Here is a 13,996-nt window from a genome sequence, read left to right as displayed (position 1 = left end):
CTCACCACATGACGACGCGCTGTTCAGGCGGCAAGTACATCTTGTCACCAGGCTTGATGCCAAAGGCCTCGTAGAAGCCAAGCTGGTTGGCCACCGTGCCGCGCACGCGGAATTCACCGGGCGAATGGGGATCGGTCTTGACCTGCACAATGGCCGCATCCTCTCGCTGCAGCGAGCGAAATTTGATGCCAAAGCCGATGTACAGCCGCTGCTCCCCCGTCAGGCCATCCAACACCAGGGACGGCTTGCCGCCCAGCGATCGGCGGTAGGCCTTGTAAGCAACGGCCACGCCAGAGTTGTCGCCAATGTTCTCGCCCAGCGTCAGCTTACCGTTCACAAAATACCCCGGCACCGGGCTGAAGGCCGAATACTGCTGCACCAGGCCTTCGGCTCGGGTCGCAAAACTGGCACGGTCTTCGGCCGTCCACCAGTTGCGCAGATTACCCAGGCCGTCGTACTGGCTGCCCTGGTCGTCAAAGCCGTGACTGATCTCATGGCCGATGCTGGTGCCGACCGCACCATAGTTGACGGCGTCTTCAGCGTTCACATTGAAGAACGGTGGCTGCAGCAGCGCGGCCGGGAAGGTGATGGTGTTCTTCAGTGGGCTGAACTGCGCGTTAACGGTCTGCGGCAGCATGGACCATTCAGTACGGCGCACCGGCCGACCCAGTTTGCCCACGCTGCGTTGGTACGCAAATTGGTACGTGGCCCGCACATTGGCCACGAGGTCATCCGGCCGGGTCTGCAGCGCGGAGTAGTCGCGCCATTTGTCGGGGTAGCCAATGTTGGCGCGGAAGCCAGCCAGCTTGGCCTGGGCTTCTTTCTTGGTGCCTGGGCCCATCCACTCCAGCGCGTCTATACCCTCGCGGAAGGTCGCCAGAAAGTTATCGACCATGGCCTGCACCCTGGCCTTGTTCTCTGGCGGGAAAAACTTGGCGACATATAGCTTGCCTACCGCCTCACCCATGGCGTTGTCGACAAAGCGCTGCGCCAACTGCCACTGCGGCTCGCTTTCGGGTACACCGCGCAGTGTCTTGCCGGTAAAGGCAAAGCGCTCTTCTACAAAAGCGGTCGACAGATACGGTGCGTAGCTGGCCAGCAGATGCCAGGTCAGGTAGCTCTTCCAGGCCTCCAGTGGCTGCGTGTTGACAACGCCGGCCATGGCCGCGAAGTAGCTTGGCTGGCGCACAACCACAAAGTCTGTCTTGCCTTTGAGACCAGCAGCGTCCAGATACGCCTGCCAGTCAAAGCCTGGTGTCAGCTCTGCAAGTTTGTCCAAGGCGATGGGGTTGTAGGTCTTCAGTGCATCGCGGCTTTCCACCCGGCTCCACTGCACGTTGGCCAACGCGGTTTCCAGCGTCAGCACATCGGACGCGTGGGCCGCTGCCTGCGCATCGCCGCCCATGGCCAGCATGGTCTGCACATGCTGCAGGTAGGCCGTGCGCGCAGCCTTCAGCTTGGTGTCATCGTCCTTCAGGTAGTAGTCGCGGTCGGGCAGACCCAGACCGCTTTGGCTTGCGTATACGGCGTGGCGCGTAGCGTCTTTGGCATCTTGGTGAATGTCCAACCCAAACGGCATTGCTACGTCGCTGCGGCTGAGGTAGGCCATCAGCGCCGGCAAGTCCTTCTTGTCGCGCAGTGCAGCGATGCGGTCCAGGTCCGCCTGCAGCGGTTTGATACCGTCAGCGTTGCGCGCCTTGTCGTCGACAAAGCTCATGTACAGGTCGGCGATCTTGCGCGTCTCGCTGCCCGCGGCGCCTGGGTTCTTTACCGTTTCGTCAAGGATGGTGCGCACCTGCTCTTGGGCGGTTTCGCGCAGTTGGTCATACGTGCCCCAGCGCGCCTTGCTGGCCGGGATGGTCGTGGTCCTGGCCCACAGGCCATTGATGTGGCCGTAGAAATCGTCCTGCACGCGCACCGAGGTGTCGAATGCCTTGGTATCTATGCCAGAGACTAGTGGTGAAGTGGTTTGTGCGAACGCGGGTATTGCAAGCGCAATGCAGGCTGCAAACGTGGCGGTTTTCATGAAGATGTCTTGGTCGGTGTGGTGACCCCTGCCGCAGGCCGGGCGTTACACGCCGGTAATTTGCCAGGGGTACGCGCCGCCTTTACGGCCGCGGTATCGTCCGCGGCCAGCGTGTTGTCGGTAAAGGTGCAACCGTAGTTGGCGCTGGCAATGGTGGGGGGTGTGGTGACGTCATCGCCGGCGGGTTTGACACCCTGCTCTACCCATCGGGCCAAATCCGCAAATGCCCGTGCCTGCTCTGCCACGGTGAAGTCGCAATGGCTGGGCGCGCGTATGGCGCGCTGCACCAGTAGGCCGGCATGGCCCTTGGCCGTGGCGCGCGCGGCGTAACTCTGCTCCTGGCCGAAGGGCACGTACATGTCGCCCAGCGTATGGATGGTCAATACCGGTACATTGAAATCCGCATGCACTTTGGGAATCCAGCGCAGACCATCGCGGCGCAGGCGGTTGGCATCGGGCGCGGGCGTGGACTTGCCGATGGACGCGTTGAACGCAGCCACCACGGCTTCAGGCGCATCAAAGCGGTAGCGCAGGCCACGCGTATCGACACCATTGGCATTGAGAATGCCGCGCACGGTGCCATCGTCACCAAAAGTTCCCCAGACCACGTTCTGCAAACTGTCGTTGGCAAAGCCTTCATCAAACAACGGGCGCTCACCACCAGTCAAATTTTTGACAATGCTCTTGAGCAGCAGGCCCTGGGGTGTCGGGGTGGCAAAGGACGTGGTGCTGTTGAACAACGCCATGCGCACGTGGGCAGAGATCGGTTGCCAGTTGCTCACGGGCAGCGACGCCGCCGGCAGGCCCGCCAACTGCTGCGCGGCTAACTGGTAGCCACCGAAATAGGCCCATAGGCCTTCGTCGTCCAGCACGCCGCAAGTGGGCACGGCGCCGTCGTAGCGAACCTTGTTTCGCGCAGTGGCCAAGGTCTCGGTCTCTACCGCCGCAGCAGCGATGTGGCCGCCCATCGAGCGGCCAAAGATGTAGGTCTTGCTAGGAGCTGCCAACGGACGCCCGTTGCGGGCGGCGATGTCGTTGAAGGCCAGGGCCAACGCATTCGTGTCTTCCACGCCAGCACGCACGTCGTAATAGTTTTTGCTGTAGCTGGACGCCGCCCAGGCGTAGCCGTTGTCGATCAGGTAGCGGCGTATCGGCGGGTCTTGCACCACCAGGCTTTTGCCGGTGCCCGCATAGCCGTGCGCGTACATCACTAGCTTGCCATTCCACCCGGTAGTGGGCACCTCTACACGGTAGGCCGCACCACCCAGCACACCGTTCCAACGGTCTGTGGGCGTGGAGCTATTAGCCATCGCCGCGAACTCGCTATTGGCGGGCACGAAGTCGTTGCGGGCGTCGTGTGGGCGCGTGTCCTCTGGCACATTCACAGTCTGGGCGCAACCAGCCAGAACAAGTGACATGGCAGAGAGCACGGTGGCAGTTTTCAATAGCGTGGGCAAGGCAGTCTCCTCGTTGTATTGGTGTCGATGAAAGCAGCTGACATGGTACCGACTTGGCAGCGTAGCCCAGCGAGACCGTAGCGCGGGAAGGCAGCAAAGCCGCAGTATATTTGCCCCAGTCCAAAAAAGACTTACCCACCGTTTTTGCAGTGAGCTGATACCCCCCGTGCCCCAATTGCCTACTGCGCTGCGCAGTTTTCTATTCACAGATGCCCTGGTACAACTGGCAGAGCTTTGCGCGCTGGTAGTAATCCCCTGGTGGGTGACCAGCAGCGCCGGCGCGAGCGGTGTTGCCATCTACGGCACCACACTGGCCGTCGCTATGCTGCTGTCAGTTCCGCTGGCATCTCCGTTTGGTGACCGTATCTGCAAGGCACGGCAGATCCAGTTTGCTTTGGCTGCCATGCTTGCCATTGCGCTGGCCTATATCGTGTTGGCCGCATGGGGAAAGTTCAGCCTTCCGCTACTGATGGCGCTGGCAGCAGCGCAGGCTGTAGCGGCGGCGTTTGTGGATCAGGCGCGCGCAACTATCCTGGCCGAGTTGCTAGCAGCAGACAAACTGGCCGGTGCGATACGCATGCGTAAAACCTGCCAATCGTTGAGCGGCATTGGCGGCCCGCTACTGGCAGGCTTGGCATTGGGTGTGGGCGGTGTGGTGGGAGCATTGGGCGTCTATGCCGTGCTGCTGGTGTTTGCCATAGTCGGCGCTACCCGCATCCCTACCCGTGCCATGCCGGCAATGCACGGTGTGGGCCTTGCCCAGTGGTGGCAAGGACTGCGCAGCGGCATATCCGCCAAGTGGCAGGTGCCAATGGAGCGCGGCTGGACGGCGGTGAATTTTGTGGTGTGGATCTTCCAGGGCCCGGCCGTTGGTATTCTGATTCCCATCAAGGTGCATGCGCTGGGTCTGGGCGGCAACTGGCTGGGGGTGTGCCTGGGTGCCCTGTCAGTGGGCGTGCTGATGGGCAGCGTCTTTGGTTCAGAGTTACTGGTGCAGCAGTTTGGGCGCTACCGGGTGCGCCTGGGTCTGGGGTTTTGCGAGGGTCTTGCGCTGGCGATGGTGGGGTTTGCCACGTCACCGTATCTGGTGGTCATGGGCTTGGCGCTCACAGGCTTTTGCAACGCCAGCATGGGCCTGGTGGGCGCCACGCACCGCGCGCTGGCGATTCCACAAACCCACCGGGTACGCATATTTGCTGCATCGTCCATGGCCGCGCAAACAGCTGGAGCCCTGGGCCCAGCATTGGTTGGCCTGGCGCTGGCCCATTGGAGCGTGGATGCTGTCTACACCGCCTTCGGTTTGCTGATGGCCACCAGCGTGCTGGGTTTTATGTGGGTGCCGCGCCTGAAGGAATTCTTGAGCCTTGGGCATGAGCAGGTGGTGGACTGGTATTTGCACCAATACCCAGGAATATTTTTAAGAAAATAGCCCGCAGCCCTCGTCCGATGGGCGTAATACGCTACTAAAAATATAGCACGTCCAGCGCTGACGCGCTACCCCGAAGCGCCACGTTCAGGCATGCCGGCGCGATGGCTCACGAACGTGCAAAAACTTGGTCAACAAATCACGTGGGGGCGAGACCGAAATGTCTTTGAGGATTTGGCCTACATTGCCGCGGTGGTAAGACCCGTGGGTCAGCACGTGGAACAGCATCTCTTCACGTGTCATGGTGCCCGAGTCGCCATCGGTGAACTGGAAAACCACGCTTTGTGCGAGGTCGGATTCTGTAATGTCCGCAACATGCTTCTCAAACCAACCGTCGGTTTCGGCAACAGCGAAGTGCAGCTCGCCCAACTCGGGCGTTTCCGTCGTGTTCGTGGCAGCGTAACCGTGCATCTCGCCCAACAGGTGGGCGCGGAAGATGCGATCGACGACATAGATGTGGTTCAACGTGCGAATCGCAGCGTGCAAGCGATCCCCGTGCTCCGTTGGCGAGACCGAAGCCACAACATCAAACAGTTCGCGGTTGGCCCAAGACTTTTGGGCAAAAAGGGATGACAAAATTTTCTGGGACATGCTCATTCACTCGATGGTCTCAACAGGGTGCGCCCGGTTCGCAGGCGCTACGTAAGGTTCCGGCCAATACCCGACCAGCCGCGTAATTTTGCTCCTATCGGGCTGTGTATCGCATGCTGAGACTGCAATAGGCACGGCCGGTGTGCCCCTTCGCAGCATGGCGTATACCGCGGAGCAAACGCCCAAGTCTTGGGCCAGCGCCACAACGGGCCGCTCACGGAGCAAGTGGATGTCCGTGGCACAGGACGTGATAAACGGGAGGGATGCTCCGGCGAGCACAATGCGTCGGCGATGGATGGGCATGAGGACTGACGGACAAGTCCGTAAAGGGTAGGTCAACTTTCGGTTGAAGCATGTAGCGCCTTGGCGAACACCCGGTTCCCAAATTGCTCGTCCTGAAAGACATACATGGTTGCTCCAAGGTCGGAGTAACGGCACCTGGCGTAGAAGGCAAGTGCGCGATGGTTGCCCTCCCAGGCCGTGAGCCATAGCATTGATGCCCCCTGCAATGCTGCGCGATCTTCCGCGCAGCGCAGCAACAGCGTGCCGATACCCTTGCCGCTGAACCGCTCCAGCACATAGAGCCGGTCCAACTCCGCTACTTTTTCTGCGGGGACCAGTACATGCTTGGAGCCAACGGTGAGCTGCGCAAATCCAACCATGTGACCCGACAGCTCTGCAACGATGAAGGTAGCATGGGGCTGCCCAATCTGCGCGGAGATTGCGCTTGGAGAGAAGTGTTCAAGAGCCTCTTGGGCAATGGATAGCCGGATGCCATCGGTCGCATAGGTGTCCAAAAAGACCTGTGTGGCTAGGACGGCAATGCAAACGGCGTCTGAGGACTCTGCGACTCTTGTCGCAACTGCAGAAAATGGGGCATGCGCTTCAACAGACATTTTTTACCCGCGGGTCGACCAATACCGCGGCTATGCCCGCCCGTCCCACATTCGCCGAAGCCGCGTTTGGTGGCCTACCTGCAGCGGCCGACGGACGTGGGCCCACAACGGCGGCCATCCACCCAGATCGCTCCGTCCAGGAGTGCCCCCTCCCAGTCAACATTGGTCATTTGTGCGCCCGCCAAATTCGCTCCACGCAAATCCGCGTTGGAGAGATCAACATTGGTCAACGTAGCCCTGGACAGATCCACCCCCCTGAAATTGGTTCCAACCAACTCCACATTGGTGAACGATGCACCCGCGTAGTTGGCACGGCTCAAATCCTGCCCTGAGAAGTCACTGTTCACAAACACCTTGCCGCCCTTGCCCATGGTGGACACACTGGCCGACCTGCCAACATTCGTTACAGTGGTTGTGCCACTTCCGCTTACGACCGTACGATGGCTTCCGATAGTAGTTTCAGCAGTTGCACCATTACCGACTGCAGTAGTGACCACGTTTTTACCATCGATCACCACGCTGCTTGAAGAGTCGCCGGCAATAACCTCGGTCTTGCTCTTCTTGCTGGCGGTAGCCTTGTTGGTAGTGACCGTTGCCTTGCTGCCGGTACCTGCGTCCACCCGGATATTGCCGCCGTCAATCACGACGGACTGGCTGTAGGCTGCGCCAAAAGAGGCTGCCAAAATGACGAAAATTTGGGTCTTGCGAAAAAATGCCATTGAAATTCTCCTTCTTACTTACGAACTTTCTCGGCCTTGATCGGCCGGGGAACCGTTGCAGACTTGGCGTCTGGTTTAGCGGCTGTTGCTGCGTTTGCATTGGCTGAAGCAGTGTCTGCACCGGCTTCAGGCAAAGTCTCGAAAACCATATCGACTAGGCCTTCCAGCAGGTCTTCGTGGCGTTTCGGTCGCTCCAGACTCGACATGGCTCGATCGTTCCTGTCGGATACGCCGCCAATCTTGGCACCAACTTCAATCATCCATGCTGGAGAGAAGGATTGCCCTGCCTCAGCAGGGGGTTTGCTCAAGATCAAGGACAGGATTTCTTCTGCTCCACGGTGACCCAAGCCCGCCGCCTGGCGGTACAGGCGTAGCGCCTCATTCAGGTCGCGCGGCACACCATCTCCCTTGTGGTAACGCACCGCAAGCTCGTAGACGAGCGATGGATCGCCATCAGCCACGCCATCGCGCAACCGATCAAACTGGGCCCGTCTACCGCTGCGGGTAGCGTTCTCCAACCGCGCCAAGTTGCCCTCTGCCACCACACTGCCGCTGGCAAGGGCAGTGGTGTACCAGGTGCGGGCGTTGCGAACGTCACCATCCATTTCGTACTCTATGCCCAGCGCGTTTTGGGCAACGTAGTCGCCGGCCTGTGCGGCCAGCGTCAGCAGGCGCCGCGCCTCGGCTCGCTTTCGGCTACCGGGCACCTTTGCCTCCAGCACCGACAAAATATAGGTGGCGCGGGGCAAACCTCGAAGCGCAGCGCGCTGCAACAGTTCCTTGCCCTCAACCAAGTCGCGCGTACCGCCGTAACTCAGGCTAGTCAAGTACCCCAACGCCATCAGTGCACGCGGGTCTTCTGCGTCGGCGGCCAAGTTGAACCATTTGCGCGCGCTCGCCATATTTTGAGGCTGGCGCCCGACGTAGTAGCTGTACCCCAGCCCCACCATGGCATCCAGATCCCCTTCGTTCGCACGGCGCAAGAGGTCTTGTTGCCTTAGGGAGCCGCCACCGCCCCTGTTCATCTGGATGGAACTCCTTGGGGCCGCGGGTGCGTCAGCGTCCGTTGTCTGCGCGCTTGCGGCTTCGGGTGCATTAATGATGGCTGCGTGAACACCCACCGCCAAGAAGCCGCACAACGCCAATAAAGTGCGCCTCATGGCACTACCCTGCGGGTGCGGGTTGCACAGCGCGCGGACTGGATGCCGCTGTGTCGTGTGCGGTAGGTGTAACCGGTCGACAGCACGCTGCGGCGGCTCTTTCTGACAGCCCTGAGGCCGAACGCCTTGCGCGCAGCGGCCTTACGATGCGGGCGTTGCGCACCGTAGTATGTATAGCCCATAGCCAACATGCCCCCACTGTCGACTTGGTGCAGTCGGTAGAGTCTGCCGTTTGACCGGATCACCCCACGCGAGCGACCGTGACTGTTATTGGCTTTGAGATTGCCACGGCACGTTGCTTCCTCATGCGGATTCACCGTGGAACTTTGCTGGACGACGGCTGCCTGGCCAATCATGGGCACCAAGAAGAGCATCAACATGGTTGTGGATCGGCTCATGGCGTACTCCCTTTTGATGACCCCCTTTTCGCTCCAGTTTTTGCGCTGCCAGGTGGCAGCCCTACAACTTGCCACTTCAGACCGGTGGAGAACAATTTGCCGGCCAACGCCGGGTTGGCCAATGAAGCTTTTACGACATCGAGATCGCGGGTCGAGACGATAGGCTCAAGGTTTGCCGCCGAATAAGGATCGGGCAAATAGGCATCGGCCGGCAACTCTCCAATACCGCAAAGAACTTCTTCGTCGCCAGGCTTGGTGGCTTCGATCAGGAATGTATTGGGGTTGGTAATGTCGGGTATCAATACGCTGCGCCCGCCCTGCACCTGCTTGGCTTTTTGCAAGGGGTTGGGATAGATTTGGCTGACCACGTTGCCCGCGTCCCTGTAATAGCAATAGAGGTAGCCGGTGCGCGATGGCACCACGCGCAACGTAACCGGGTCCCCGACCCTAAGGCTATTTTTGTTGTTGTTAATCAACGTGATTTTGGTCTCTGACCATGGGCGTAGCATTTTGGGTTTTACGGTTTGGGGCAGTGGTAGAGCAGCCTCTACACGGGTTTCGCTCGCCGATCCGTCGGCGTCTTTGCCCCAGCCCACGCGCTCAAATTTGCCATCTTTCCCCGCCACCACGTAGCTGGACAGCAGACGCATATAGGTTTCAAAGGTGATGCGACCGTTGGGGACCAAATCAACCGCAGATTGGTACCGCATCAACGCAGTGCGCATGTCATCGGTAATGTCGCCGTCTGGCACACCTTTCCAGTAGCCCAACGCGGTCAAAGCGCGTTGCAGGTTGTACGCCCGTTGCGACACAGACATGTCGTCATACCATTGGCGCATCTGGCGCGCGAACTCGGGATGGTTGTGGTCGTACTGCACACACTGCCAATAGGGTACGCGCGACCATTTGCCCACCAACTCGATGGCGGCCAAGTCAACGAGCGCGCGAATGGCGGCGCCCGCGCCCTGGTTGCTGTCAGCAGACATGTCAAACTGCACACCGATCCGTTCAACGTCCTTGGGCAAGCCAGTCGCCTTGGCACCGATCTCGATCGCCCGGCCTCCGGTGGCAACTACCAGTTCGTTCGCTGAATCCAACCCAGGATATAGCGTTCGCGTCGTCATGTCGCCCAGGTGCAAGTCCATACCGACAACCGATCCCAGCGTGTCCCAGCTGTAGCCGGTATCCGTAACTGCGGTGGACACGCCTATGCTCTTGCGTTTGGAGATGACAGTCTTATCCCCAAAGCTGATGGAACCGCTGATGTATATCTGAGGCTTCTGCAAATCAATCAACCCGGCCGACAGCAGCAGGTTGGTCATCGTCTGCACGGTGTCCTGGCGCAATGGATCGGTTTCGTAATCAACCACCCGGAAAGCATCGCTGGTACGGGACATGCGCGACAGAGCGGTGATCAGCATGTCCTTTGTACCGGTGCTGAACAGGCCTGAGGAATCTGGAATATTCTTGATGGCGATCAGCGTGGTGGGAGCGCCCTCTTCGCGCAGCATTTGATCCATACACGCCAAGCCGTCCCGCAGGATCGAAACCGACTTAAGCGGTGCGACCAGAGGCGCTTGCTCGATCGAGCCTTTCTCGATCAGATCCACCCGATGCTCCAGACCCGAAGTAAGTGTGCACCCCGAAACGGCAACGCCCAGGCCCAACGTACAGACCCGCAAAATGTGATTCAAAACTGCGCCCCTTTTTCCAAAGTAATTATTCGAACGTTCATTTGCAAAGATTGATAACCGGACCTTTGACGACCACTATTTGGTCGGACCCTTTGTTGGGACCGAAACGGTCGCCAGTCTGGGGCGCTGCATTGTTTGGCTTGCCGCCAACGTTGGTCGTGCAGCTGGACCCGCTAGGGCCAGTAACGAGAGACTTCTCAACCACGGCCTCGGTGCCGTCGGCCTCAATGCGGGCGCGTGACTGAACGGTGGACAACTTGGAGTTGGCCGAGGGGTCCAGGCCCACCCGTCCGGCCGGCGGCTTTTGCTGCGCTATAGCCACGCCCGAGACAGCGACAAAAGCCAGCGAAATACCGAACACTTTGAACAACATGAGACACCTCCAGCAAACAAAAAACTGCCCCCGCCTGGCCTAAGCCCGCAGGGGCAATCAGATACACCCTGTAAAGGAATTACTTGCCGTCGTTGGAGGCCAGGTTCTGCTCGGCCTTGGCACCAGGGCCGATAGCCATATTGGCGACAGCACCATTCTTGACGGTGACTTCCTGCTTGTTGCTACCGCCAATATTGACGTTGCCCTTGTTGGAAGCAAGGTTTTGTTTGGCAGTAGCCATGGGGCCGATAGCCATATTGGCAACAGCGCCGTTCTGGACTGTTACCTTTTGGTTGTTCTCCTGACCAATTTTGATTTCGGCCATAGCGCCGGATACCAAAACCATGGAAGTAAATACAGCTGTTGCGATAATTTTCATACAATTTCCCTTAGAACAAAAAGAGGACTATCTTGGTTTAACTGCGACTAACCCCGCGCTAAACCGCCTTTACCAGGGTGGGGTCGTTAGAAGGGCCCCACCCCGATTCTTTTGGTTAACCGGCGGCTATTTGCCACCTAAATTAACCTCGCTATGCACACCGCGCCCCGTAGCGGTGGTGAACACAGCTCCATTGATTTGCACGTGCTGACTGCCCGAGGACCCAGCGCGTGTTTTAGATGCGACATTGAGCGTGCTGGAGGCACCGTTGATCGCGCTGTTGACGACCACGCCCTTGACATCCACGCTTTGTGAGTTGGAACCCATGACCTGTGCACCGGTGTTGGACCCGAGGTTCATGGTGGCCTGGCTTCCAGCGCCGATAGCCGTGTTGACTGCACCACCAGTGACTGTCACTTTTTGTTGGTTGCTGCCATTGATGGTGACGCCAAACGCCAAACCAGAAGCTGCAGCTAGAGCGACTCCCACGAGCTTTTTGTAATGCTTCATTTGTTATTACCGTTTGTTACTGCCGGTTAGTTTATGTGTGGAAGTTGCTAAAGTTTGTGACAAGTCGATCGAACACTTGGTAACCTCTGTAAGGGTTTGTAAATACAAGCTCTTCAGTTGATGAGACGCAACGGTAGTTGCTAAGTTGCGCGGAGTATGTGCGATACATCACATACAAGCGATGCGGTTGCCGTCATGGAACTTGCGTTGAGAGCCCAGCGTTTTTCTGAACTTGCCGCTGGGTGTCGCAGGTCATCAAGGCTTAACTGAATGGCGGTATGGATCGCCAGGCGCGCTTGACAGGTGCTACTGTTTTTGTAGCAACTTCGCATCCAAAGCACCCTGCACATGTAGCCACTGCGTTACCAACTCCGGGTCATGCAGCGTGCGCAAAGTGTCATAAGCGTCCTGCGCTTGTGGATGGCGGTGGCGCATGAAATTTAGCCACTGCTTCAAGCGCCCAGCCTGCTGGCGCCGCTCCAGGCGGGCGACAACCAGTTGCCAGAAGCCACCCATCAGCGGCAGTATGTCGGTCCACGGTACCTGCAGGTCAGCGGAGCCCTCTTGCCCAGCATCACTAAGGCGTATGGCAAGCGCCAACCCAGGGTCAGTCACCATCCCCCTACCCAGCATGAGGCTGTCGCAGCCGGAGGCTTGGCGGCAGCGACGGGCGTCGTCTACTGTCCAGATTTCGCCGTTGGCCACCACCGGAATCTTTACGGCAAGGCGGATGTCGTTAACACGTTCCCAATACGCAGGAGGGCGGTAGGCGTCGGCCTTGGTACGGGCATGCACCACCAGCTCTTCGGCACCGCCAGCCTCTAGCGCCTGCGCGCATTCCACGGCGCGCGAATCGTCGTTAAAGCCCAAGCGCATTTTTGCCGTGACTGGCATCTGCGCGGGCACGGCACGGCGCACGGCGTTGACGATGGCGTGCAGTTGCTCGGGGTATTGCAGGAGCATGGCGCCACCGCCATGCCGGTTGACGACCTTGGCAGGGCAACCAAAGTTCAGATCAATGCCGTGCGGCCCCAGCTCGGCCAGCCGAGCGGCGTTTTCGGCCATGCTCACAGGGTCTGACCCCAGCAACTGCGCGCGCACCGGCACACCCGAAGGCGTGCATCCACCATTGGCCAGCTCGGGCATGATGCGCAAAAATGTACGCTCGGTCAGCAGCGTGTGGGTCACGCGGATGAACTCGGACACACAGCGATCAACCCCACCCACGCGGGTCAGGATGTCGCGCAACACAAAGTCAAGAAGCCCTTCCATAGGGGCAAGGTAAATTCTGGCGGGCATGAAAGGTTGTGGTCGCTATGGCAAAAGATAGCCATATCGAAGGTGGCATGTGGTCGTGTGGCGGCGCTACTGGTCCGGCCTTGAATGGTAGCGCAGCCCTGTAGTCCGCCCTGCCGAGTGTTGCCTACTCAGGCAAATGGCAAACTGCCTCGATATTGTTGCCCTCCGGATCAATGACAAACGCCCCGTAGTAATGGGCGTGGTAGTCCGGCCGCAGTCCTGGGGGGCCATTGTCCCTTGCGCCAGCGGCGATCGCAGCCTTGTAAAACGCATCCACTTGCGCACGGTTCTTTGCCCGCCAGGCGAGGTGGCAGCCAGAGCTGCTTGATGGGCCACCATACGGCGAAGGGCCGTCCAGGAACCAGACATCGGCCTTCTTGCCATCCGGTTCGGAAGGATCCGGATAGGCAAACCCCAGTATATTCGTACCGTAGTTGCCTTCAAAGCAGACGCTGTAACCCAGGGGCTCTAGAGCAGCGCTGTAAAAGGTTTTGGTGCGTGCAATATCGGTCACGCGGAAGGTCATGTGGTCGAGCATCGTGAATCACTCCTCTGGTTGGTTCGGCGCATGTGCGCCAAACCGCATAACTGTATACGCATACAGTTACTGACGCGACAGACGGGCGACCCGTACGAAGCTGCCAAGCATTTTTTTGAGCCAAGCGCTCATTCGTCGAGGAATTTCCAGGTGTCTGCACCGTCGAACTTGCGAACGCGGACAGATTCCATCAGCGCCGAATCAAAGTTGCCGAGGTTAACGCCGTGCTTACAGCCCGGAGTCGGCTCCAGGGGCTCCCAATGGGTGACACAGCCACAGCTTGTGCAATGGACGGTGCGCAGTGTTTTGTCGCCCCAGACATACGATGCGGTAGCCTCGGGATGGCCCGTGATTTCGACCGTGCCGAATTCATAGAAGACCCATGGCCCACCAATGCGTTTGCAAAGTGAACAATTGCAGTCAGTAGCCACTTCGGGTGTGGAGGGTAATTTCATCCGAACTGCGCCACAGTGGCATGAACCTTCGTGCATTTGCGATCTCCAGGGTTGGCGAAGCAGCGTCCACGGCCC

Annotated in this window: 15 protein-coding genes; 1 reads left to right on the top strand and 14 read right to left on the bottom strand. The window is 59.1% G+C overall.

The annotated features are described in order from the left end of the window. Nucleotide 1: 1 nt before the first annotated feature. Both AC097P_RS09520 and AC097P_RS09515 read right to left on the bottom strand, forming a co-directional pair. Nucleotides 2–2,026 carry a M13 family metallopeptidase gene (locus tag AC097P_RS09520; RefSeq protein WP_479610153.1) on the bottom strand — a complete coding sequence of 675 codons (2,025 nt, stop codon included), beginning with the start codon at nucleotides 2,024–2,026 and terminating at the stop codon, nucleotides 2–4. Beyond that, a complete protein-coding gene (locus tag AC097P_RS09515; RefSeq protein ID WP_479610152.1) occupies nucleotides 2,023–3,483 on the bottom strand; it encodes an alpha/beta hydrolase family protein in 1,461 nt (486 codons plus the stop codon). The genes AC097P_RS09520 and AC097P_RS09515 overlap by 4 nt, the downstream gene beginning before the upstream one ends. A gap of 166 nt (nucleotides 3,484–3,649) precedes the next feature. Here AC097P_RS09515 and AC097P_RS09510 point away from each other — a divergent pair, with 166 nt between their 5' ends. Further along, entirely contained in the window at nucleotides 3,650–4,912 is a 1,263-nt protein-coding gene (locus AC097P_RS09510) for an MFS transporter (protein ID WP_479610151.1), read from the top strand. Between the two features lie 84 nt (nucleotides 4,913–4,996). Here AC097P_RS09510 and AC097P_RS09505 read toward each other — a convergent pair whose 3' ends face one another. The 12 genes from AC097P_RS09505 to AC097P_RS09450 form a co-directional block, all read right to left on the bottom strand. Continuing rightward, entirely contained in the window at nucleotides 4,997–5,500 is a 504-nt protein-coding gene (locus AC097P_RS09505; RefSeq protein ID WP_479610150.1) for a DinB family protein, read from the bottom strand. 335 nt (nucleotides 5,501–5,835) lie between these two features. Next, on the bottom strand, nucleotides 5,836–6,297 hold the full coding sequence (locus tag AC097P_RS09500) for a GNAT family N-acetyltransferase (protein ID WP_479610149.1): 462 nt from the start codon (nucleotides 6,295–6,297) through the stop codon (nucleotides 5,836–5,838). 173 nt (nucleotides 6,298–6,470) lie between these two features. Beyond that, entirely contained in the window at nucleotides 6,471–7,115 is a 645-nt protein-coding gene (locus AC097P_RS09495; protein ID WP_479610148.1) for a pentapeptide repeat-containing protein, read from the bottom strand. A gap of 14 nt (nucleotides 7,116–7,129) precedes the next feature. After that, nucleotides 7,130–8,275: a tetratricopeptide repeat protein gene (locus AC097P_RS09490; RefSeq protein WP_479610147.1), complete on the bottom strand. Its 1,146-nt coding sequence runs from the start codon at nucleotides 8,273–8,275 to the stop codon at nucleotides 7,130–7,132. Beyond that, nucleotides 8,272–8,673, bottom strand: coding sequence for a hypothetical protein (locus AC097P_RS09485; RefSeq protein ID WP_479610146.1), 402 nt, complete (start codon nucleotides 8,671–8,673; stop codon nucleotides 8,272–8,274). The genes AC097P_RS09490 and AC097P_RS09485 overlap by 4 nt, the downstream gene beginning before the upstream one ends. Next, nucleotides 8,670–10,367, bottom strand: coding sequence for a DUF4384 domain-containing protein (locus tag AC097P_RS09480; RefSeq protein WP_479610145.1), 1,698 nt, complete (start codon nucleotides 10,365–10,367; stop codon nucleotides 8,670–8,672). The genes AC097P_RS09485 and AC097P_RS09480 overlap by 4 nt, the downstream gene beginning before the upstream one ends. 37 nt (nucleotides 10,368–10,404) lie before the next feature. Further along, nucleotides 10,405–10,740 carry a hypothetical protein gene (locus AC097P_RS09475; protein ID WP_479610144.1) on the bottom strand — a complete coding sequence of 112 codons (336 nt, stop codon included), beginning with the start codon at nucleotides 10,738–10,740 and terminating at the stop codon, nucleotides 10,405–10,407. Between the two features lie 79 nt (nucleotides 10,741–10,819). Beyond that, entirely contained in the window at nucleotides 10,820–11,119 is a 300-nt protein-coding gene (locus AC097P_RS09470) for a hypothetical protein (protein ID WP_479610143.1), read from the bottom strand. A 126-nt stretch (nucleotides 11,120–11,245) separates the two neighbouring features. Continuing rightward, nucleotides 11,246–11,629 carry a hypothetical protein gene (locus AC097P_RS09465; protein WP_479610142.1) on the bottom strand — a complete coding sequence of 128 codons (384 nt, stop codon included), beginning with the start codon at nucleotides 11,627–11,629 and terminating at the stop codon, nucleotides 11,246–11,248. Between the two features lie 306 nt (nucleotides 11,630–11,935). Then, nucleotides 11,936–12,901: a tRNA dihydrouridine synthase gene (locus tag AC097P_RS09460; protein ID WP_479610141.1), complete on the bottom strand. Its 966-nt coding sequence runs from the start codon at nucleotides 12,899–12,901 to the stop codon at nucleotides 11,936–11,938. A gap of 151 nt (nucleotides 12,902–13,052) precedes the next feature. Beyond that, nucleotides 13,053–13,466: a VOC family protein gene (locus AC097P_RS09455; protein WP_479610140.1), complete on the bottom strand. Its 414-nt coding sequence runs from the start codon at nucleotides 13,464–13,466 to the stop codon at nucleotides 13,053–13,055. Nucleotides 13,467–13,594: 128 nt separating this feature from the next. Then, on the bottom strand, nucleotides 13,595–13,957 hold the full coding sequence (locus tag AC097P_RS09450; protein WP_479610139.1) for a GFA family protein: 363 nt from the start codon (nucleotides 13,955–13,957) through the stop codon (nucleotides 13,595–13,597). Nucleotides 13,958–13,996: the final 39 nt, after the last annotated feature.

The sequence above is a fragment of the Rhodoferax sp. ZS1R8 genome, assembly GCF_056521325.1.
Note: the sequence above shows the minus strand (reverse complement) of the source record. Positions and strands in the feature narration are given on the sequence as shown.

Bases quoted from the DNA above. Each gene is read 5' to 3' on its own strand.
- AC097P_RS09475 (WP_479610144.1), bottom strand. From the start codon at position 10,740: ATGTTGTTCAAAGTGTTCGGTATTTCGCTGGCTTTTGTCGCTGTCTCG.
- AC097P_RS09495 (WP_479610148.1), bottom strand. From the start codon at position 7,115: ATGGCATTTTTTCGCAAGACCCAAATTTTCGTCATTTTGGCAGCCTCT.
- AC097P_RS09485 (WP_479610146.1), bottom strand. From the start codon at position 8,673: ATGAGCCGATCCACAACCATGTTGATGCTCTTCTTGGTGCCCATGATT.
- AC097P_RS09520 (WP_479610153.1), bottom strand. From the start codon at position 2,026: ATGAAAACCGCCACGTTTGCAGCCTGCATTGCGCTTGCAATACCCGCG.
- AC097P_RS09460 (WP_479610141.1), bottom strand. From the start codon at position 12,901: ATGGAAGGGCTTCTTGACTTTGTGTTGCGCGACATCCTGACCCGCGTG.
- AC097P_RS09490 (WP_479610147.1), bottom strand. From the start codon at position 8,275: ATGAGGCGCACTTTATTGGCGTTGTGCGGCTTCTTGGCGGTGGGTGTT.
- AC097P_RS09505 (WP_479610150.1), bottom strand. From the start codon at position 5,500: ATGTCCCAGAAAATTTTGTCATCCCTTTTTGCCCAAAAGTCTTGGGCC.
- AC097P_RS09465 (WP_479610142.1), bottom strand. From the start codon at position 11,629: ATGAAGCATTACAAAAAGCTCGTGGGAGTCGCTCTAGCTGCAGCTTCT.
- AC097P_RS09450 (WP_479610139.1), bottom strand. From the start codon at position 13,957: ATGCACGAAGGTTCATGCCACTGTGGCGCAGTTCGGATGAAATTACCC.
- AC097P_RS09470 (WP_479610143.1), bottom strand. From the start codon at position 11,119: ATGAAAATTATCGCAACAGCTGTATTTACTTCCATGGTTTTGGTATCC.
- AC097P_RS09455 (WP_479610140.1), bottom strand. From the start codon at position 13,466: ATGCTCGACCACATGACCTTCCGCGTGACCGATATTGCACGCACCAAA.